17 protein-coding genes are annotated in these 18,490 nt (G+C 58.7%); 8 read left to right on the top strand and 9 right to left on the bottom strand.

The window, feature by feature from the left end; translation table 11 throughout:
* Nucleotides 1-16: 16 nt before the first annotated feature.
* From IT763_RS13340 to mdtH, 5 genes are all read right to left on the bottom strand, one after another.
* Nucleotides 17-580 (bottom strand): lipoprotein, encoded by a 564-nt coding sequence (locus tag IT763_RS13340; RefSeq protein WP_016927416.1) that lies wholly within the window; start codon nucleotides 578-580, stop codon nucleotides 17-19.
* 152 nt (nucleotides 581-732) lie between these two features.
* Nucleotides 733-2,373, bottom strand: a complete 1,641-nt coding sequence (locus tag IT763_RS13335; protein ID WP_143778213.1) for an AarF/ABC1/UbiB kinase family protein — start codon at nucleotides 2,371-2,373, stop codon at nucleotides 733-735.
* 32 nt (nucleotides 2,374-2,405) lie between these two features.
* Nucleotides 2,406-3,053 (bottom strand): glutaredoxin 2, encoded by a 648-nt coding sequence (grxB, locus tag IT763_RS13330; protein WP_049299174.1) that lies wholly within the window; start codon nucleotides 3,051-3,053, stop codon nucleotides 2,406-2,408.
* Nucleotides 3,054-3,180: 127 nt separating this feature from the next.
* A complete protein-coding gene (locus IT763_RS13325; protein WP_016927419.1) occupies nucleotides 3,181-3,429 on the bottom strand; it encodes a hypothetical protein in 249 nt (82 codons plus the stop codon).
* A 73-nt stretch (nucleotides 3,430-3,502) separates the two neighbouring features.
* The gene (mdtH, locus tag IT763_RS13320) at nucleotides 3,503-4,708 is read right to left on the bottom strand and encodes a multidrug efflux MFS transporter MdtH (RefSeq protein ID WP_143778212.1); all 1,206 of its coding nucleotides are present in this window, start codon (nucleotides 4,706-4,708) and stop codon (nucleotides 3,503-3,505) included.
* Nucleotides 4,709-5,054: 346 nt separating this feature from the next.
* Here mdtH and rimJ point away from each other — a divergent pair, with 346 nt between their 5' ends.
* The 4 genes from rimJ (at nucleotide 5,055) to murJ (ending at nucleotide 8,851) form a co-directional block, all read left to right on the top strand.
* Nucleotides 5,055-5,639: a ribosomal protein S5-alanine N-acetyltransferase gene (rimJ, locus tag IT763_RS13315; RefSeq protein WP_028127485.1), complete on the top strand. Its 585-nt coding sequence runs from the start codon at nucleotides 5,055-5,057 to the stop codon at nucleotides 5,637-5,639.
* Nucleotides 5,640-5,648: 9 nt separating this feature from the next.
* On the top strand, nucleotides 5,649-6,296 hold the full coding sequence (locus IT763_RS13310) for a YceH family protein (RefSeq protein WP_016927422.1): 648 nt from the start codon (nucleotides 5,649-5,651) through the stop codon (nucleotides 6,294-6,296).
* Nucleotides 6,289-7,209, top strand: coding sequence for a Gfo/Idh/MocA family protein (locus IT763_RS13305; protein ID WP_206194771.1), 921 nt, complete (start codon nucleotides 6,289-6,291; stop codon nucleotides 7,207-7,209). Before IT763_RS13310 ends, IT763_RS13305 begins: the two co-directional genes overlap by 8 nt.
* 106 nt (nucleotides 7,210-7,315) lie before the next feature.
* Nucleotides 7,316-8,851, top strand: coding sequence for a murein biosynthesis integral membrane protein MurJ (gene murJ / locus IT763_RS13300; RefSeq protein ID WP_028127483.1), 1,536 nt, complete (start codon nucleotides 7,316-7,318; stop codon nucleotides 8,849-8,851).
* 62 nt (nucleotides 8,852-8,913) lie between these two features.
* Here murJ and argS read toward each other — a convergent pair whose 3' ends face one another.
* The gene (argS, locus tag IT763_RS13295) at nucleotides 8,914-10,644 is read right to left on the bottom strand and encodes an arginine--tRNA ligase (protein WP_016927425.1); all 1,731 of its coding nucleotides are present in this window, start codon (nucleotides 10,642-10,644) and stop codon (nucleotides 8,914-8,916) included.
* A gap of 828 nt (nucleotides 10,645-11,472) precedes the next feature.
* Between argS and IT763_RS13290 the strand changes: the two genes are divergently transcribed.
* On the top strand, nucleotides 11,473-12,039 hold the full coding sequence (locus IT763_RS13290; protein ID WP_016927427.1) for a VOC family protein: 567 nt from the start codon (nucleotides 11,473-11,475) through the stop codon (nucleotides 12,037-12,039).
* Here IT763_RS13290 and IT763_RS13285 read toward each other — a convergent pair.
* Complete coding sequence (locus IT763_RS13285; protein ID WP_206194770.1) at nucleotides 12,036-13,184, bottom strand: MalY/PatB family protein; 1,149 nt, start codon at nucleotides 13,182-13,184, stop codon at nucleotides 12,036-12,038. The genes IT763_RS13290 and IT763_RS13285 overlap by 4 nt on opposite strands.
* Before the next feature lie 101 nt (nucleotides 13,185-13,285).
* Here IT763_RS13285 and cutC point away from each other — a divergent pair, with 101 nt between their 5' ends.
* The 3 genes from cutC to IT763_RS13270 all read left to right on the top strand — a co-directional run bounded on the left by cutC (nucleotide 13,286) and on the right by IT763_RS13270 (nucleotide 16,721).
* Nucleotides 13,286-14,044 carry a copper homeostasis protein CutC gene (gene cutC / locus IT763_RS13280; protein ID WP_004932400.1) on the top strand — a complete coding sequence of 253 codons (759 nt, stop codon included), beginning with the start codon at nucleotides 13,286-13,288 and terminating at the stop codon, nucleotides 14,042-14,044.
* A gap of 431 nt (nucleotides 14,045-14,475) precedes the next feature.
* Complete coding sequence (locus tag IT763_RS13275) at nucleotides 14,476-14,880, top strand: hypothetical protein (protein ID WP_028127482.1); 405 nt, start codon at nucleotides 14,476-14,478, stop codon at nucleotides 14,878-14,880.
* Nucleotides 14,877-16,721, top strand: a complete 1,845-nt coding sequence (locus IT763_RS13270; RefSeq protein WP_049299177.1) for an FKBP-type peptidyl-prolyl cis-trans isomerase N-terminal domain-containing protein — start codon at nucleotides 14,877-14,879, stop codon at nucleotides 16,719-16,721. Before IT763_RS13275 ends, IT763_RS13270 begins: the two co-directional genes overlap by 4 nt.
* Nucleotides 16,722-16,758: 37 nt before the next feature.
* Here IT763_RS13270 and cmoB read toward each other — a convergent pair whose 3' ends face one another.
* Nucleotides 16,759-17,730 carry a tRNA 5-methoxyuridine(34)/uridine 5-oxyacetic acid(34) synthase CmoB gene (gene cmoB / locus IT763_RS13265; protein WP_033640100.1) on the bottom strand — a complete coding sequence of 324 codons (972 nt, stop codon included), beginning with the start codon at nucleotides 17,728-17,730 and terminating at the stop codon, nucleotides 16,759-16,761.
* Entirely contained in the window at nucleotides 17,727-18,470 is a 744-nt protein-coding gene (gene cmoA / locus IT763_RS13260; RefSeq protein ID WP_033640101.1) for a carboxy-S-adenosyl-L-methionine synthase CmoA, read from the bottom strand. Before cmoA ends, cmoB begins: the two co-directional genes overlap by 4 nt.
* Nucleotides 18,471-18,490 lie beyond the last annotated feature (20 nt).

The following is an 18,490-nucleotide window of genomic DNA, read 5'->3' as shown; positions in this document are numbered from 1 at the left end:
ATGTCCTCAGACGGCGTCAGTCGCTGAATGGGATCACCAATTCACCCGGTTTCACTTCCAACCCTTTCGCCAGTTTTTTCGCCAGCGCTTCGGTTTTGCTGTTGTCAGGATTCAGCACATAAGCCGGCTTTTGGTCGAAGTAGGATTTCAGCGACTGGTTCAGATACGGCGTCAGCGCTTTCATTACCGTCTGCATTTTTTCCGGCTGCACGCTGTAATCGGTCAGCTCCATGTCCTTCAGGAAAATGGCGCCCTGCGCCCGGTCGTAGACCGGCTGCGCCTTCAGCGTCAGCTTCAGATCCGCGGTCTGCGGGCCGAGAATCGACGTGATGTTGACCTTGGCGTCACCGGAAAGGGTGACTTTACCCGGTTCGCTGCGGCCGATTTGGCTTTGCAACTGAGTCAGCACGATGTTGGCGTCCAGCAGGCCGGGCACGCCGATCTGCTTCTGGTAGTCGTTATGTTTCTGCAGGTAATCATTCACTTCCTGCTCGCTCAGGGTGTACTGGGTCAGTTGATTGCAACCGGCCAATACGCCGGCGAACAGCAGGGCGGCTGCGCCCATCAGGATCTTCTTCATTAATGCCTCATTGCGACTGCTGGCGAAAAGTGCTGCAGATAATTGATTAATCATTATAAACGTTCCGCCTGCGCGTGAAAACGGCAGGCGGCGATGTGCAGAGGATAGTGCGCGCAAAAGCGGGCGACACCTATCGGATAACGCCGAAAGCGTCAGCGCCGCAATCGCAGCGCCAAGAGGATCACGCCGGCCAGGCAGGCCGCTCCCCCCAACAGCGGGAACAGCGGAATGCCCCACAGCTGCAGTGAGGAGTGCATCAGATAAGGCGCCAGGCCCAGGGCAAAAGCGGCGGTGACAATGGCGATAGCCAGGGTGACGGCGGCGCGTTCCAACGCCTTGCTCAACTGGCCGAGATTACTGACGTTGATATCGGCATTGAGCTGCCCGCGTTTTAGGCGGCGCACCAACAGCCGCAGGGTTTGTGGCAGTTCTTCCCCGGCGTCGAGCGCTTCCCCGCCCAGGGCCAACAACCGCTGGCGCACGGCGTCAGGGGCATAGCGTTGCAGCACCGTTTGTTGCAGCATCGGTTTGAGGGTGGCGACGATGTCGAAGGCCGGATCCAATCGGTGCAGCACGCCGTCGGCGGTGATTAACGCCTTGAACAGCAGCACCAGATCGGGCGGCAGCGCCAACTGGTGTTCACGCGCCATCACCAGCAGGTCGGTCAGAGCCTTGCCCAACGTCAGGGTGGTGGCGGCCTGTTTGTCGAGAAAGTTTTGCGCCGCCAGCTCCAGATCCATCAGATCCAGCGGCTCGCTGTCCGACCAGGCGATCAGCGTGTTGACGATGCCTTCGGACTGACGTTCGGCAATGGCCTGCAGCAGCAGGAGCAGCTGGTTGCGCCGCCGTTCGGACAGCTGGCCCACCATGCCGAAGTCGATGAAGCCGACGCGGTCGCCGCTCAGCGCCATCACGTTGCCGGGGTGCGGATCGGCGTGATACAGCCGGTGCTCCAGCACCATGCTCATAAAGGCGCGGGCGCCGCGCTGCGCCAGCAGCGGGCCGTCAAAGCCCGCTTCCGCCAACTGCCGGGGGTTCTCCGGCGCGGTGCCGGGCAAGTACTCCTGCACTAACAGACGTGGGGAAGACCATTGCCAATAGATTTTGGGCACGACCACGTCGGGTTCGCGCGCGAACATGCCGGCGACGCGATCGCAGTTATGCCCTTCATGGGTCAAATCCAGTTCATGATTGAGCGCCGTCGCTAGCGCTCTGACCATCTGCCGTGGTCGATAGCGCGCCAGCGCCTGACTCTGCTGCTCTACGGTTTCCGCCAGCGAGGCCAGCAGCCGCAGATCGGCGTGAATGGTTTTCGCCAGGCCGGGCCGCAGCACTTTCACCACCACTTGTTCGCCGCTGTGCAGGCGCGCGCGGTAGATTTGCGCCATCGACGCCGCCGCCAGCGGTGTGCGATCGAATTCAGCAAACAGTTGCTCGGGATCATCGCCGAGATCGGCAACGATCTGCGGCGCCAGCGTTTCCCATGGCAGCACCGCCGCCTGGCTGTGCAGGCGATCCAGTTCGTCGGTCCAGGCCGGATCCAACAGGTCAGAACGCGTGGCCAGGATCTGGCCGAATTTGACGAAGGTTGGGCCTAGCGCCTCGAGCGCTTCGCGCAGCCGCTCGGGCAGGGTTTGTGCGTCCAATTGGGCGGGTTCAGCGCGGGCGCCGCGCAGCAAAGCCCCCAGGCCTAGCAGACGCAGAACGTCTTGCAGGCCGTAACGAATCAGAACGGAGGTAATTTCCTTCAGCCGCGCCCGATCGCGAGCGGTGGCGAGCACCATTTTCAGCATCAGTACGCCATATCCTTTGGGTTATTCAAACGTTATTGTTCCATGTCCAGCAGCAACGGCACTTCGCTGCGTTGCGCCATGCGGTTGCGGTAGGTTTCCACGTTGTCCGGCAGAGCAACCCCGGCGACGATCGACAACGAGCGCAGCAGCGGGAACAGGTGGATATCGTCCTCGGACAGCTCGCCGTTTACCGCTTCGGCGGAGACGATCAGCGGTGACAGGGTTTGCAGATCGGCCTCCAGCTGGGCGATCAGATCGGCGCTGTTGGCGAGATGCTCGGCGAAATCACCGATTGACGCCTGCTTTTTATCGATAAAATAACGGCGGGCGCTGTCGGTGGCGAACTCTTCGAAATCGGCATGCGCAATACGCGGCAACAGCAATTTTGCGCTGTACTCGCCGACCCGCTGCAGCCACTCGGCAATGGCGGGGTTGGTGCGGCCGGTCAGCACCGGCTTGCCGTCCAGGTTATCGACATAGCGTACGATATCCAGGCTTTCCGGCATCGCTTCGCCGTTGTCTTTGACCAGGATAGGCACCATTTTTTGGCCGATCAGGTTGAGCGGGGTCGTCTCATCGTCGTTGAGCAACGTGACCAGGCGAATCGGCAGACGTTTCAGGCCGAAAATCATGCGGGCTTTAACGCAGAATGGGCAATGATCGTAAATGAACAGTTTCATGCTTGCTCCGGGTTGTCAGGTTTTAACAGCAATAGTTACCACAGCTTATCGAGGCTGTCTTGACGTGCGTGTGTTGGATGGTGCGTTATTGCGATATTGCCCGCGCACCGGCGCGGGCTAGGGGGCGTTATTTCTTGGCCGGTACCGAGTTGAGCACATCGATCAGGTGAATGCGAGCTTCTTCCAAGTCGATCTTGTCACGTTCGTTGGTGGCAGTGACGACCTGCAGCTGTTTGATAATATCGTTTTTCAGGCCGGCGTCGCTGGCGAGGATATGGGCCAGAGCCTTTTCCACCAGGGTGGAACGCGCATAAATCATGCGCAAGTTCAGTATCATATGTTCGAGTAGTTGCGGTAATTTTGCTTCTTCGTTCATGCCGACGGGCTCCTGTGGGTGTTTTTACTAACAGGATAGCAGCTGTTGCCGATTCGGCCGGATTTCTATGGCGTTAACCGCCGCGCAGCATCATCGATGCACTGCGCCGCGGGCTGAACTGCCAGTACAGCGCCAGCAACGTAGCGAAGCCCACGGCTCCAAGCAGCAACCAGGGTAACTCCGGCATGTTCATCGTCCGTCCGGTATCGTACATCCAGCCGCCGCCGGTGTAACCTAACGCGCCACCCAGCGCCAGACCAAGGCGGCTGAAGCCCATATAGCTGCCACGCGCACGTGGATCGGCCAGCGAAGCGCTCAGCGTCTCGCGCGCCGGTTCGGCGATGATCGATCCCAGATAGAAGCAGCAGATCAGCGTGAACACGCCCTGCAAGCTGGTGGCGAGACCGATCGGCAACAGGCTGAGCGTCATCAGCAACAGGCCCGCCATCAGGCGCTGCTCAAGCCGGAAGTGTTTTTCTCCCCAACGCGCCAGCGGATAGAGTAGCGACAACGACAGCGCCGCTTCAATCGCATACATCCATTTCACCGCCGCCGGTGAGCCGGCGATTTCGTTAACCACGATCGGCATCATCAGCATCACCTGTACCGCCAACATGTAATAACCGGTCAGCGTCAGGACATAGGTGAGGAAGCGGCGATCGCGCACGACCCGCAGCATGCCTTCCTTCATCGGTATACGCACGGTAGAGATGCGGTAAGCCGGCAGTAGCCAAGCGTTCCAGCCAGCGGCGAGCACGAAGATCGCCGCCCCCATCCAGCAGACAAAGTGGAAATCGTACTGCAGCAGCCAACTGCCGAGCAGCGCGCCGACCACCGCACCCGCGCTGTCCTGCATCATCAGCAGCGAGAAAAAACGGCCGCGTTCATGCGGGCGGGTCAACTTGATTACCAAAGCGGTGCGCGGCGGATCGAATAACGTGCCGCCCAGGGCGGACAGCGCGCAGGAGAACCACAGGATCCAAGGCTCATCCGCCATCGCCATGGTAGCGAAACCGGCGGCGCGCAGCAGCATGCCGGTGACGATCATCGGCTTGGCGCCGAAGCGATCGGCGATGGCGCCGCCAAAGATGCCGAGCCCTTGTTGCAGCAGCTGGCGCAAACCCAGCGCGATGCCGACGATCAGCGCCGCCCATCCTAATTGATCGACAAAGCGGATCGAAATAAGCGGGAACACGACAAAGAAGCCTAAAACCACCAGCAGGTTGTCGAGCAACAGAAAATATTTACCCAAGCTGCGCGCTTGCGACACCAGAGACATGCATCACCATGAGCAATTAAGAGAGAGGGGGAAGGCAACCCCACCATTCTCTACCCAATTGCCGGACGGCGACAGGGGCGGAGTAGATAATATTTTTTTATCGTCAAGGTGTTACTTGCGCTGCAAAATAGGCGGAAAAACGCTGTAAAACGCGTATTCGGTGATTTACTGAGCGACCGGGATTTTACCTCGAGGGCGGGCTACGGTTATATTGAATGCAGGGAAGTGCGGTTCTGAGGCGCTATTGGCTAAATAAAGTCATGGCATTAGATCGGCGCCGGATAATTAACCATGCGACTTCCCAATAAATACTTCTTATCGAACCGTTTTGACTGCGGGGGAAATGATGTTCGGCTACCGCTCTGCATCGCCAAAAGTACGTCTTACTACCGACCGGATGGTGGTCCGTTTAGTGCATGAACGGGACGCCTATCGTCTGGCGGATTATTATGCCGAGAACCGAGCCTTTCTCAAACCCTGGGAGCCGGTGCGCGACGAAAGCCACTGTTATCCTTCCGGCTGGCAGGCGCGTCTGGGCATGATCGCTGAAATGCAAAAGCAGGGCAGCGCCTACTATTTTATCCTGCTCGATCCGCAAGAGCAGGAGGTGCGCGGCGTGGCGAACTTCAGCAACGTGCTGCGCGGTTCGTTTCACGCCTGTTTCCTCGGTTATTCGCTGGGGGAGAAATGGCAGGGACAGGGGCTGATGTTCGAAGCCTTGCAGTCCGCCATCCGCTATATGCTGCGCCAACAGCGCATGCACCGCATCATGGCCAACTATATGCCGCACAACCAGCGCAGCGGCGCATTGCTGACGCGTCTGGGATTCGAACGCGAAGGTTACGCCAAGGATTACCTGCTGATCGACGGCCAGTGGCAAGACCACGTTTTGACGGCATACACCAATAAAGAGTGGCTCCCCCCACGTTGAGGCCAAACGATGAAATATGAATTGAACGCCAGAGAGGCTCGGGTTATCGGCTGCCTGTTGGAAAAACAGGTCACGACCCCGGATCAATACCCGCTTTCGCTGAATGCCATTACGCTGGCATGTAACCAAAAAACCAACCGTGAACCGGTGATGGATCTGAGCGAAAGCGAAGTGCAGCAGCTCCTCGATCTGTTGCTGCGCAAACATTTCCTGCGCACCCTCAGCGGGTTCGGCAACCGGGTAGTGAAGTACGAACAGCGGTTTTGCAACTCCGAGTTCGGCCAACTGAAACTTTCGCCCGCCGAACTGGCGGTGATCGCCACCTTACTGCTACGCGGCGCGCAAACGCCCGGCGAGCTGCGCACCCGTACCAATCGGATGCACGAGTTCAGCGATGTCAGCGAAGTCGAACAGGTGTTGCAACAGCTGGCCACGCGAGAAGATGGCCCGTTCGTGGTGCGCCTGGCGCGTGAGCCGGGCAAGCGCGAAAGCCGATTCATGCATCTGTTCAGCGGCCAGATTGATGAAGCGCCGCCCGCGGCGTTCGAACCCGAGGACGACGGCGAACTGAGCGCCAGGGTTAGCGCATTGGAAAGCGAAGTGGCGGAACTGAAACGGCAGTTGCAACACCTGTTGGTGAGGGATGCGAATGACTAAATTGCGTGTAGGCGTGGTGGGATTGGGCAGTATCGCGCAGAAGGCTTACCTGCCAATCCTCGGTCAGGCGGCGGATTGGACTCTGGTGGGCGGTTTTTCGCCCAATCAGCAAAAAGCGCAGCCGCTGTGCGACAGCTACCGCATGGCCTGTTTCTCTCGGTTGGACAGCCTGGCCGAACAGTGCGACGCGGTCTTTGTTCACAGCAGCACCGCCAGCCATTTTTCGGTAATAGGCGAGCTGCTGAACCGCGGTGTGCACGTTTACGTCGATAAACCGCTGGCGGATACGCTGGAGCAGGGCGAGCAGTTGCTTGAGTTGGCCGAGCGGCGGGGCAAAACGCTGATGGTGGGGTTCAACCGCCGTTTCGCACCGCTTTACCGGCAGCTCAAGCAACAAATGAATCAGCCGGCCTCCATTCGCATGGATAAACATCGGGCGGACAGCGTCGGCCCGCGCGATCTGCGTTTTACCCTGTTGGATGATTACCTGCATGTGGTGGACACGGCGCTGTGGCTGGCGGGCGGAGGCGAGCAACTGCTGAGCGGCAGCGTGCGCGCCAACGCCGCAGGCGAAATGCTGTACGCCGAGCACCACTTCGCCTGCGGCGACACGCAGGTGACGACCAGCATGCATCGCCGCGGCGGCAGCCAGCGCGAAAGCGTGCAGGCGGTGACCGACGGCGCGCTGTATCAGTTGACCGATATGCGCCACTGGCTGCGTGAAGATGCGCAGGGCGAGTTGGAACAACCTGTGCCGGGCTGGCAAAGTACGCTGGTGCAACGCGGCTTCGACGGTGCGGTGCGGCATTTCCTTGATGCCGTCGCCAATCAGAGCGCGCCGGAAACCGGCGGCGAACAGGCGCTGTTTGCCCAGCGGGTGGTCGAGCGTTTGCTACGGGATAACTCTATGTAACATATGGCGGTAGCTATTCTTTTCCGGATGCGTAAACTGAGCCGATTGTTTCACTGACGCCTGCTGTTGCAGGCGTTGATATTTACGGTACCTATCAGACAACCACATGAACCTACTCAAATCCTTGGCTGCCGTCAGCTCGATGACGATGTTTTCGCGGGTGTTGGGCTTTGCCCGCGATGCGATCGTCGCGCGGGTGTTCGGGGCCGGCATGGCAACGGACGCCTTCTTCGTGGCGTTCAAACTCCCGAATCTGTTACGCCGTATCTTTGCCGAAGGCGCGTTTTCGCAGGCCTTCGTGCCGATCCTGGCCGAATACAAAAGCCAGCAGGGCGACGAGGCGACACGCACGTTTATCGCCTATGTCTCCGGGCTGCTGACGCTGGTGCTGGCGGTGGTGACGGTACTGGGGATGTTGGCCGCGCCCTGGGTTATCTATCTCACCGCGCCGGGCTTTACCGATACGCCCGACAAGTTTGCCCTGACGTCGGCGCTGCTGCGCATCACATTCCCCTATATTCTGTTGATCTCGCTGGCGTCGCTGGTGGGGGCGATCCTCAATACCTGGAACCGCTTCTCGATCCCGGCCTTTGCGCCAACGCTGCTTAACGTCAGCATGATTGGCTTCGCGCTGTTCGCCGCGCCGTATTTCCACCCGCCGGTGCTGGCGCTGGCCTGGGCGGTGGTGGTAGGCGGCGTGCTGCAACTGGGCTACCAGCTGCCGCACCTGCGCAAGATCGGCATGCTGGTGCTGCCGCGCCTCAAATTGGGCGATGCCGGAGTCTGGCGGGTAATGCGTCAGATGGGGCCGGCGATCCTTGGGGTGTCGGTCAGCCAAATCTCGCTGATCATCAACACTATCTTCGCATCGTTCCTGGTATCCGGCTCGGTGTCCTGGATGTACTACGCCGACCGCCTGATGGAATTTCCTTCTGGCGTGTTGGGTGTGGCATTAGGCACCATCCTGCTGCCGTCGCTGGCCAAAAGCTTCTCAAGCGGCAACCACGACGAGTATTCGCGCCTGATGGATTGGGGGCTGCGCCTGTGTTTTCTGCTGGCGTTGCCGAGCGCCATCGCGCTGGGCATTTTGGCCAAACCGTTGACCGTCTCGCTGTTCCAGTACGGCAAGTTCAGCGCCTTTGACGCGGCGATGACGCAACGCGCGCTGGTGGCTTACTCGGTGGGGCTGATGGGGCTGATCGTGGTTAAAGTGCTGGCGCCGGGCTTCTATTCGCGGCAGGACATCAAAACGCCGGTCAAGATCGCTATCATCACGCTGATCATGACGCAGGTGATGAACCTGGCGTTTATTGGTCCGCTGAAGCATGCCGGCCTGGCGCTGTCGATCGGCTTGGCGGCTTGCCTGAACGCCTCGCTGCTGTATTGGCAGCTGCGCAAGCAGAAGATTTTCCAGCCACAGCCGGGTTGGGCGCTGTTCCTCACTAAGCTGGTGATCGCCGTGCTGGCGATGTCGGCGGTGCTGATTGGCGTGATGTGGCTGATGCCGGCTTGGGATCAGGGCAATATGCTGGAACGTTTGCTGCGTTTGGCTGCGGTGGTGGTGGCCGGTGTGGTGGCCTACTTTGGCGTGCTGGCCGGGTTGGGCTTCCGCCCGCGTGATTTTGCGCGCCGCGTCGCCTGAGTCGAATGCAAGAACAAAAAAAGGTCGCCTTGGCGACCTTTTTACTTTCCGCGCGGTGCGACTTACATGCGTTCGACGGTTTCGATGCCCAGCGTATCCAGGCCGGTTTTCAGCGTTTTAGAGGTCAGCAGCGCCAGCTTCAGGCGGCTCTGACGGGTTTCTTCGCTGTCGGCGTTCAGGATCTGGCAGTGCTCGTAGAAGCTGGAGAACAAGCCGGCCAGATCATACAGGTAGCTGCACATGACGTGAGGCGTGCCTTCACGTGCAACGGTGGTGAGCACCTCTTCGAACTGCAGCAAGCGGGTAGCCAGCGCAATTTCACGCTCTTCGGTCAGCGTCAGCGGCAGTGTCAGGCTGCTTTCGTCGATCCCGGCGCGCTTGAATACCGATGCCACACGGGTATAGGCGTATTGCATATAAGGCGCGGTATTGCCCTCGAAGGCCAGCATGTTGTCCCAGTCGAAGACATAGTCGGTGGTGCGGCTTTTCGACAGATCGGCGTATTTCACCGCGCCGATGCCGACCACGCGGGCCACGGTCTTCATTTCATCTTGCGGCATGTCCGGGTTTTTGCCGGCGATCAGCTGTTCGGCGCGTTCGATGGCTTCATCCAGCAGATCGGAGAGCTTCACCGTGCCGCCCGAGCGGGTTTTGAACGGCTTACCGTCTTTGCCCAGCATCATGCCGAACATGTGGTGCTCCAGCGAGACGGACTCCGGCACGTAACCGGCCTTGCGCACGATGGTCCAGGCCTGCATCAGGTGCTGATGCTGGCGGGAGTCGATGTAATACAGAACGCGGTTGGCGCCCAGAGTTTCGTAGCGATACTTGGCGCAGGCGATATCGGTGGTGGTGTAGAGGTAGCCGCCATCCTTTTTCTGGATGATGACGCCCATCGGGTCGCCGTCCTTGTTCTGGTATTCGTCGAGGAACACCACGGTGGCGCCTTCGCTTTCCACCGCCAGCCCTTTGGCTTTCAGATCGGCGACGATGCCCGGCAGCATCGCGTTATACAGGCTTTCGCCCATCACGTCGTCTTCGGTCAGCGTGACGTTCAGGCGGTTATAGGTCAGCTGGTTTTGCGCCATGGTGATGTCGACCAGCTTGCGCCACATTTTCAGGCAGTACTGATCGCCGCCCTGCAGCTTCACGACGTAAGCGCGCGCGCGCTCGGCGAACTCGGCGTCTTCGTCGTAGTGTTTCTTGGCTTCGCGATAGAACTGTTCCAAATCGGACAGACCCATATCGCTGGCATTTTCGTTCTGCATTTTTTCCAGGTAGGCAATCAACATGCCGAACTGAGTGCCCCAGTCGCCGACATGGTTGGCGCGAATCACTTTATGGCCCAAAAACTCCTGGGTACGCGCCGCGGCGTCGCCGATGATGGTGGAGCGCAGGTGGCCGACGTGCATCTCTTTCGCCACGTTCGGCGCGGAATAGTCGATAACGATGGTTTGCGGTTCAACCGGCGCAATGCCCAGCTTCGGTGCGTTCAGCACCTGATCGGCCTGGCGGGCGACCCAATCGCTGTTCAGGAAAATGTTGATAAAGCCGGGACCGGCGATTTCCACTTTACCGGCGACGTCGCCGAGATCCAGCAGTTGCACCACTTTTTCCGCCAGCTGACGGGGCGGCATGCCCAGCTTTTTGGCGACTGACATCACGCCGTTGGCCTGGTAATCGCCAAACTGCGCCTTGGCGGAAGGGCGGACCTGCGCTTCGCAATCGGCTGGCGCGCCAGCGGCGATCAGCGCCTGGCTGACTTTATCTGAAAGAAGAACCTGAATATTCACCGGGTTACCTTAATGACGAACGAGGGGCTGAAGCCAGCCCCTGCGGGATTCAACGGTGGCGGGCGCGATGGGCGACCGCCACAAAACAGCCTGTAATTGTAACCGATCTGACGAAGCCCGTCAGCAGTTGGCGCGGCCGCTGCGATGAAACAGTTGTCGGGTGCGGCGCGTTGATTGCCGGAAGGTGAAAGCAGAATGACCTGAACAGAATGTACGAAGGGGAGAGTTGCGAAGCTAGCGTTTTTTATTGCGGCGACCGGCATCCAGCGTGTTGACGCTGCGTGATTTGAAATGACGGTAGATGGCGTATACGGCGATAATTATCAACACCAAGGATATCGTCAGCAATAACATAATGATCATCTCGAATTTAAATTTCCTCCAAAGTAGCGGAGTTGTCTTGGTGAATCAATTGTCTGGGGGTAAATTAAGATAATCCTTAGCTTCCCATCAATTAATGGGGTTTATTTTCTTTTTTTACAATAGGTTGTGCTTATGGTTTTATGTGACTTCGATAAGTGAATCAGGTTTGATTAAACCAGACTATTCAATCGACTTGACCAATGGAGTGCAGAGAGTTTTGTGCAAAATAACTTAAATCATAACGTCATGAAGAGAAGGTATAATGGCTTGCGAAAAATCTTATTTTTTATTTTTATGTTGCTTTAATAAGCTGTCATCTTAATAAGAAACTGGTTTTTATTCTCCCCGTCCGCAACCAAAAATCATTCTGAACCGCCGCCGAAAAACGTCGCCACGGTGGCGAGCGCTGCCGCCACCGTGTAAATTACGGCGTTTAACTTTGCGCTCCGTTGTTTTGAGGTTTCTATGACCACTCCCTTGCAGACCGTTGCCGAGCTTGACGATCTGACGCTCGATTTGCCGCGTTTCGAGCAGGCGCTGTATCAATTTGCCGCCAAATTGCGGCTTGATCTGGCCGCGTTCACCGCCGATCACATCTCCCTGCGCTGTCACCAGAATGCCACCGCTGAACGTTGGCGCCAGGGGCTGATGCAGTGCGGGACACTGCTATCCGAATCGATGATCAACGGGCGGCCTATCTGTCTGTTCGATTTGTCTCAGCCGCTGGCCGTAGGGCCGTGGCGGATAGACTGCATCGAGCTGCCGTATCCTGGGGAGAAGCGCTATCCGCACGAAGGCTGGGAACACGTCGAATTAGTGCTCAGTGGCGATCCTCAGACGCTGTACGCTCGGGCGTTGAGCCACCTTGCCGATGAGGCATTGTTGGCGCCGGGGATCAAGCTGAAGCAAAGCTCGCCAAAAGGCGAGGGCGAGCGGCTACCGAACCCGACGCTGGCCATCACCGACGGAACGGTCACGATCAAGTTTCATCCGTATTCCATTCGAGACATCGTCGCCAGCGAACAAGGTTAGCCAGGCAGCGCCGCACAGGCTCGCGCCATGCGATCGAGCGCTTCATCGAGCAGGGCCCATCGGCAACCAAAGTTAAGCCGCACAAAGCGCCGATCGCCGAAATCCAAACCGGCGCTTAATCCAACGCCCGCGCGCTCGAAGAACTGATGCGGATTGTCCACCGGCAGCGCGCTGCAGTCGATCCAGGCCAAATAGGTGGCTTCAATCGGCAACAACTTCAATCCCGGCATGGCGTTGATGCGTTCTGTCACCCGATCGCGATTGGCGCGCAGATAAATCAACTGCTCGTCCAGCCAGGGTTGTCCGTATTGATAAGCCGCCTGCGCCGCCACCAGCGCCAACAGATTGACCTCCGGCACGATGCCGCTGCGCGCGCGTTTCAGCTTTTGTCGCAATGCTTCGTTGGGAACGATCGCCATTGAGGCGCCGAGCCCGGCGAGATTAAACGTCTTTGACGGTGACATCAGCGTCACGCTGCGTTGGGCCGCGTCTTCATTCAGGGTGGCGAAGGGGATATGGCGCGCGCCGGGCTCAAGCAGCAGTTCGCAGTGGATTTCATCCGAACAGACGATTAAATCGTGTTCGCGAGCGAACTGATGGTGCTGCAACAACTCCTCTCGGCGATACACGGTGCCACCGGGGTTCTGCGGGTTGCACAGCAACAGGAGTTTTTCGTTGCCGGTGAGCTGATCATGCATCGAGGAAAAATCCAGTCCCCAACGCTGGTTGACCGCTGTTAGCGATACCGGAAGGTGTTTACGCCCGGCGAATTTGGCCGCTTTGCGAAACGGCGGATAAATGAGCGAGGGGGCCAGCGTGCTCTGATGTTCTTCGGTGCAGGCCCGCACGCACAGGTTCAGGCCACACACCAGGCCAGGCAGGAAAATGATCCATTCAGGCTTGATGTGCCAATCGTAGCGCTCTACCATGCGGCGGGTAAAAACCTCAACAAGATCAGGGGATGGGTGGGTGTAGCCGAATACGCCGTGTGCTACGCGGCGCTGCAAGGCTTCGATCACCGCCGGCGGTGAGGTGAAATCGCTGTCGGCGACCCAAAGCGGGATGATGTCGCTGCCGCGATATTTATCCCACTTAACGCTGTCACTGTGACTGCGGTCTACCCATTGATCAAAATTGAATGCCATAGTGATAACCCTGAGCCGGTTTATGCCTATGCATGAGCCTACGTGAGAAATGAAGAAATGAACAATTGCCGCCGTATGTTGGCCGTTATCTGGGGGTGACAATGATAAAACTGGAAGTTTGTTGCTTTAGCGTCGACTGTGCGCTGACGGCCGAACGGGCGGGCGCCGATCGCATCGAGTTGTGCGCCAGCCAGAGCGAAGGGGGATTGACGCCGAGCTATGGCACGCTGCGTCTGGCGCGTGAGCGGGTTTCGATCCCGGTGCATCCGATCGTTCGCCCACGCGGTGGCGATTTCTGCTACGGCGCGGTGGATTTCGAAGTGATCAAACAAGATATCCGCCAAATTCGCGAGATGGGGTTCCCCGGCGTGGTGGTTGGCATGCTGGACGACGAAGGGCACATCGATCTGCCGCGCATGCGCGAAGTGATGAGGCTGTGCGAGGGCATGGCGGTGACGTTCCATCGCGCGTTCGACATGTGCCAGAATCCAATGGTGGCGCTGGAGCAACTGACCGAGCTGGGGGTGGCGCGCATTCTGACCTCCGGCCAGCAGCAGAGCGCCGAACTTGGCCTGCCGTTGCTGCGCGATTTGCGCCAGGCCAGCCAGGGCCCGGTGATCATGGCGGGTGCTGGCGTGCGCCTCAGCAATCTGCACAAGTTTGTCGATATCGGCCTGCATGAACTGCACAGCTCTTCCGGCCATCTGGTGCCGTCGACCATGCGTTATCGCAAGGCGGGCGTTACCATGTGCTCCGATAACGAGTTTGACGAATTTAGCCATTATTGCGTGGATGGCGAAATGGTGGAGGCGATGAAAAACGCGCTGGCCTTGGTTGATCCTCTGGCGCAAAGCGCATAAGCACGCAGTTAGCCGCGTTTGACAACCGGTTTCCGGGCCGTAAGACCCCTTTGCGTGTCACTGAGCCCTCGGCGATCACGCAAGTACCAGGCCCCCGGCGTTTTGCCGGGGCTTTTTTTATGTTTTGTAAAGACCATTAGCCTGTTTCAACGCGGTATCTCGGTCGACCAACCCCCCATTTCTTCTTGCGAACGTCATGCCCTGCTGATAAGTTTGTGAATTAAAATCCTTTAAATATCATAATATTAAATGATTTTTTGATATGCATTGATGCAGTGAATTATTGGCGCCATGCCTCTCAATGCTGCGTCTGCATTTTCATGTCCGAACACGGCTTGGCTGATGGCCGGAACATCACAGCATCAATGAGGAGAGCCGTCAGCTCGACTGCAGAGCGCGTTGGCGGCGGACTTAACAAGGAGATAATGATAATGACCCGAACGGCACACTGTTGGACCGCTGCGCTTTTACTGACCTTGGCCCTGACCGGCTGCCAGACCGCCAAGCGGCCCGTTTCTACATTGAGTAAGCCGCCCAGCGCAGAAGAAGTTGCGGAGCAGGATAAGCGGCAGCGTGAGGCCGAGCGCATGCAGCAGTGCCAACGCGAACTGGATGCCATGCGCGGCATGGATAACGAGAAATATCAGAAATTCAAACGCGAGTTCGATACCTTGATGAGCGGTGCGGCGCAGTATGCCGGCGTGCGCCAGCGGATCAATACGGGCACGCAGGAAACCGTTGACGCCCTGTATCGTTATCGCACCAGCCGTCTGTGCGCAGACATCAGTTCTGCCATGATGACCGGTCTGGCTGAGCGCGGAGAACGCGCCCAATGATCCCTCGTGCGAGAAAGGCACTGCTGAGCCTGATGATATCGCTGGCGCTTGCGCCAACGCTGGCCGTGGCGGATGACGATGTGCCTGCATTATTGCAGTTTGCCGAGCGCTACCAGCAACAGGATGCACCGGCGGCTGACGCCGCAGTTACCCCGCCCCGGGAAATCCAAAAGCCGGCGTCCCGGCCGGTTCAACTTCGTGAAACGGCTGCGCAGAGAAAGCAACTGACGCAGTTGCAAAAGGCGCTGCGTGAGAAAGAGACTCGACTGGAACAACAGCAAGCCGCTATTCAATCACTGCAGCAGGAGCTGACCGCGCTGCGCGTTGCGTCATCCCTGACGGTTGCCGATAAACCGGCACCGGCTCCCGATCTGAGCGCGTTGAGCGACTTCGCCAGCGGCGTGCGACAGGCGCTGAACCTGACGCCGCAGGAGCGCAAGGCTCAGGCGCAGATCGCCGAGGCGCAAGCCGCGTTGGCGCGGCAAAAGCAACAAACCGCGGAGCGAGATCGGCGCATTGCCTTGCTGGAACAACGGCTGGCGGCCTTGCCCAAACAGGCGGAAAACGTTCGGCAGCAGGTTTGGGAGGAGAAGCTGGCGGCGGCGCAAACCGCCAATGATAAAGCGCGTCAGCGTTATGAGCAGGACAAAAAAGCGGCCGCCGCTGAGCTGGAACGACAAAAGGTCGAGGCCGCCAAGTTGACGGATGAACTGCAGCGGCAGCTGACGCAGCTGCAGAAAGAACAGGGCGTCCAACGACAGCAGGGGGGGCAACAAGAGAAAAGCCTGAAGAGGGCGCTGGAACAACAAAAAGCCGAAGCCGCCAAGGCGGTGGGCGAGCTTCAACAGCGGCTGGCGCAGCTGCAGAAAGAGCGTGATGACCAACGTCGGCAGGCCGAGCAACAAGAGAAAAGCCTGCAGGCGTCGTTGGCAAAGCAGGCGATAGAAGCCGCCAAAGCGACGGAGGAACTGCAGCGGCAGTTGGCGCAACTGCAGGAAAAAAACAAAGCGCAAACCGAGCAGGCCAAAATGCTGGAACAACGTCTGGCGGCGGTGACGGCGGAAAGCGCGCAGGCAGCGCAGAAGAGGGATGAAGCGACGCAACGGGCGGATAAAACGGCAGCGGAGCTGGCTGCCGCCCATCAGGCTCAGCAAGCTTTGCAAGACGAACTGAGCGGGCTGAGATCGCGGGCCAAATGGTTGCCGGAAGTGAAAACGCTGAAGAAAAAACCGGAGCAACAGAGCTATGCTGCCGGCGTCGCCTTGGGGCGCGATATCCAAACGATGCTGGCTGAGCGTAAAAATTGGGGCATCACACCCGATAAAACCATGTTGCTGGCCGGCGTGATCGATACCTTCAACGGCCATTACCAGTTGAGCGATGCGCAGTTGACCCGCGCGCTGGCGGAGTCGGAAAAAGCGGTGAGTGACGCCAGAAACCAGGCGGCGAAGACGCAGACCAGCAAGGGTGAGGCGTTCGTTGCCGAGTTCAAAAAGAAGAAGGGCACGCAGAAATCGCCTTCCGGCTTCTGGTATCGCATCGATTATACGGGTGATGAAACCATTGCGGAAAACGCGCGGGTAGACATCGTGGTGAAAGAGAGCTTAACCGACGGCAGCGTGATTCAGGATATGGATCGCAGTGGAAAGGTGATGTCTCAGCCGCTCTCCGCCTATCCACCGTTGTTCCGCGAGGCGATCGGTCATCTGAAAAATCACGGTTCGCTGACGATGGTGGTGCCGCCGGCGTTGGCGTACGGTGAAACGGGCTATGCGCCGCAGATCCCGCCGAACGCGACGATGGTCTATGAGCTGCGGATTGTCGATGCCAGCAACGGGTAACTGGGGGCCGGCGCAGGCCGGCCCGATTAAGCGAGCGCTAGGGTTTTTTTGCAGTCAGCACGGCGCGCAGGGGCGCCGGATAGCCTTCCACCGTTTTGCTGCGATCGTTCGGATCGAGGAATTCGGCCAGTGATTCGCTGGTCATCCAGTCGGTGCGGCGCTGCTCTTCGAGACTGGTGACGCACATATCGGCAATCTTCACGTCGACGAAACCGCACTTCTCCAGCCAGCATTTCAGCGCCTCGGCGGAAGGAATGAAATACACGTTGCGCATCTGCGCATAACGATCGCCCGGCACCAGCACCTGGTGGCGATCGCCTTCCACCACCAGCGTTTCCAGCACCAGTTCGCCTTCAGCTACCAGCTGATTTTTCAGTTGATACAGATGATCGAGCGGCGAGCGGCGGTGATACAGCACCCCCATTGAGAACACGGTGTCGAACGCCGCCAAATCCGGCAATTGCTCGATGCCGAGCGGCAGCAGGTGGGCGCGCTGATCACCGCCCAACAGCTTGCGCACCGCTTCGAACTGGCACAGGAACAGTTGCATCGGATCGATGCCTACGGCGAGATGTGCGCCGGCGCCGATCATGCGCCACAGGTGATAACCGCTACCGCAGCCGACATCGAGAATGGTGCGTCCGGCCAGCGGAGAAATGTGCGGCAGCACGCGATCCCATTTCCAGTCGGAATGCCATTCGGTATCGATATCGATGCCATACAGCGAGAACGGCCCTTTACGCCACGGCATCAGGGTGCGCAGCATTTTCTCGACGCCTTCAAGCTGGCCCGGCGACAGGCCGGGCTCCATCTCAGCGCGCACGCCGTGCAGCAGATCGAGACGGGTGGGGGTCAGCGTCGGCAAATGTTCCACCGAGTTGAACCACTGCTTGAATTTGCCGTGCAGCGATTCGCGTTGCCAGGCGCTCAGTTGTGCGGGCAGCGTATCCAGCCAGTGGCTGAGAGGGCTCTTGGCAATGCGCTGATAGAAATCACCGAATTCGATCATTGCGCATCCCCCGCTTTCAGGGCGATCAGTGAACCGAAGTTGAAGCACTGGAACCACACCTCAGCATGCTCGAATCCGGCCTGTTGCAGACGCGCTTTGTGCGCTTCCACTGAATCGGTCAGCATCACGTTTTCCAGCATGCTGCGTTTTTGGCTGATCTCCAGCTCGCTGTATCCGTTGGCGCGTTTGAAATCGTGGTGCATGTTGAACAGCAGCTCGCCGACTTCGGCGTCTTCAAAGCTGAATTTTTCCGACAACACCAGCGCACCGCCCGGGCGCAGGCCACGATAGATTTTCTCCAGCAGGCGCAGGCGATCGGCCGGCTCGAGGAACTGCAGCGTAAAGTTCAGTACCACCATCGAGGCGTCTTCGATGTCGATGTCGCGAATGTCGGCTTCGATGACGTCAACCGGCGTGTCGGCGCGGAAGGCGTCAATATGGCGGCGGCAACGTTCCACCATCGCCGGCGAATTGTCGACGGCGATGATAGTGCAACCGGGCACCTTGATATTTCGCCGCATTGACAGCGTCGCTGCGCCCAGCGAGCAGCCCAGGTCATACACCCGGCTGTCGGGGTGCACAAAGCGTTCGGCCAGCATGCCGATCATCGAGATGATGTTGGAATAGCCGGGAACCGAGCGTTGGATCATGTCGGGAAACACTTCGGCGACGCGTTCGTCGAAGGTCCAGTCGCCCAGTTTGGCGATGGGGGCGGAGAAAAGGGTATCGCGGTTTGGCATAGCGGCAAATCAGTTCAGAA

The organism is Serratia sp. CMO1, assembly GCF_015689115.1.
GTDB lineage: Bacteria > Pseudomonadota > Gammaproteobacteria > Enterobacterales > Enterobacteriaceae > Serratia > Serratia marcescens.
Note: the sequence above shows the minus strand (reverse complement) of the source record. Positions and strands in the feature narration are given on the sequence as shown.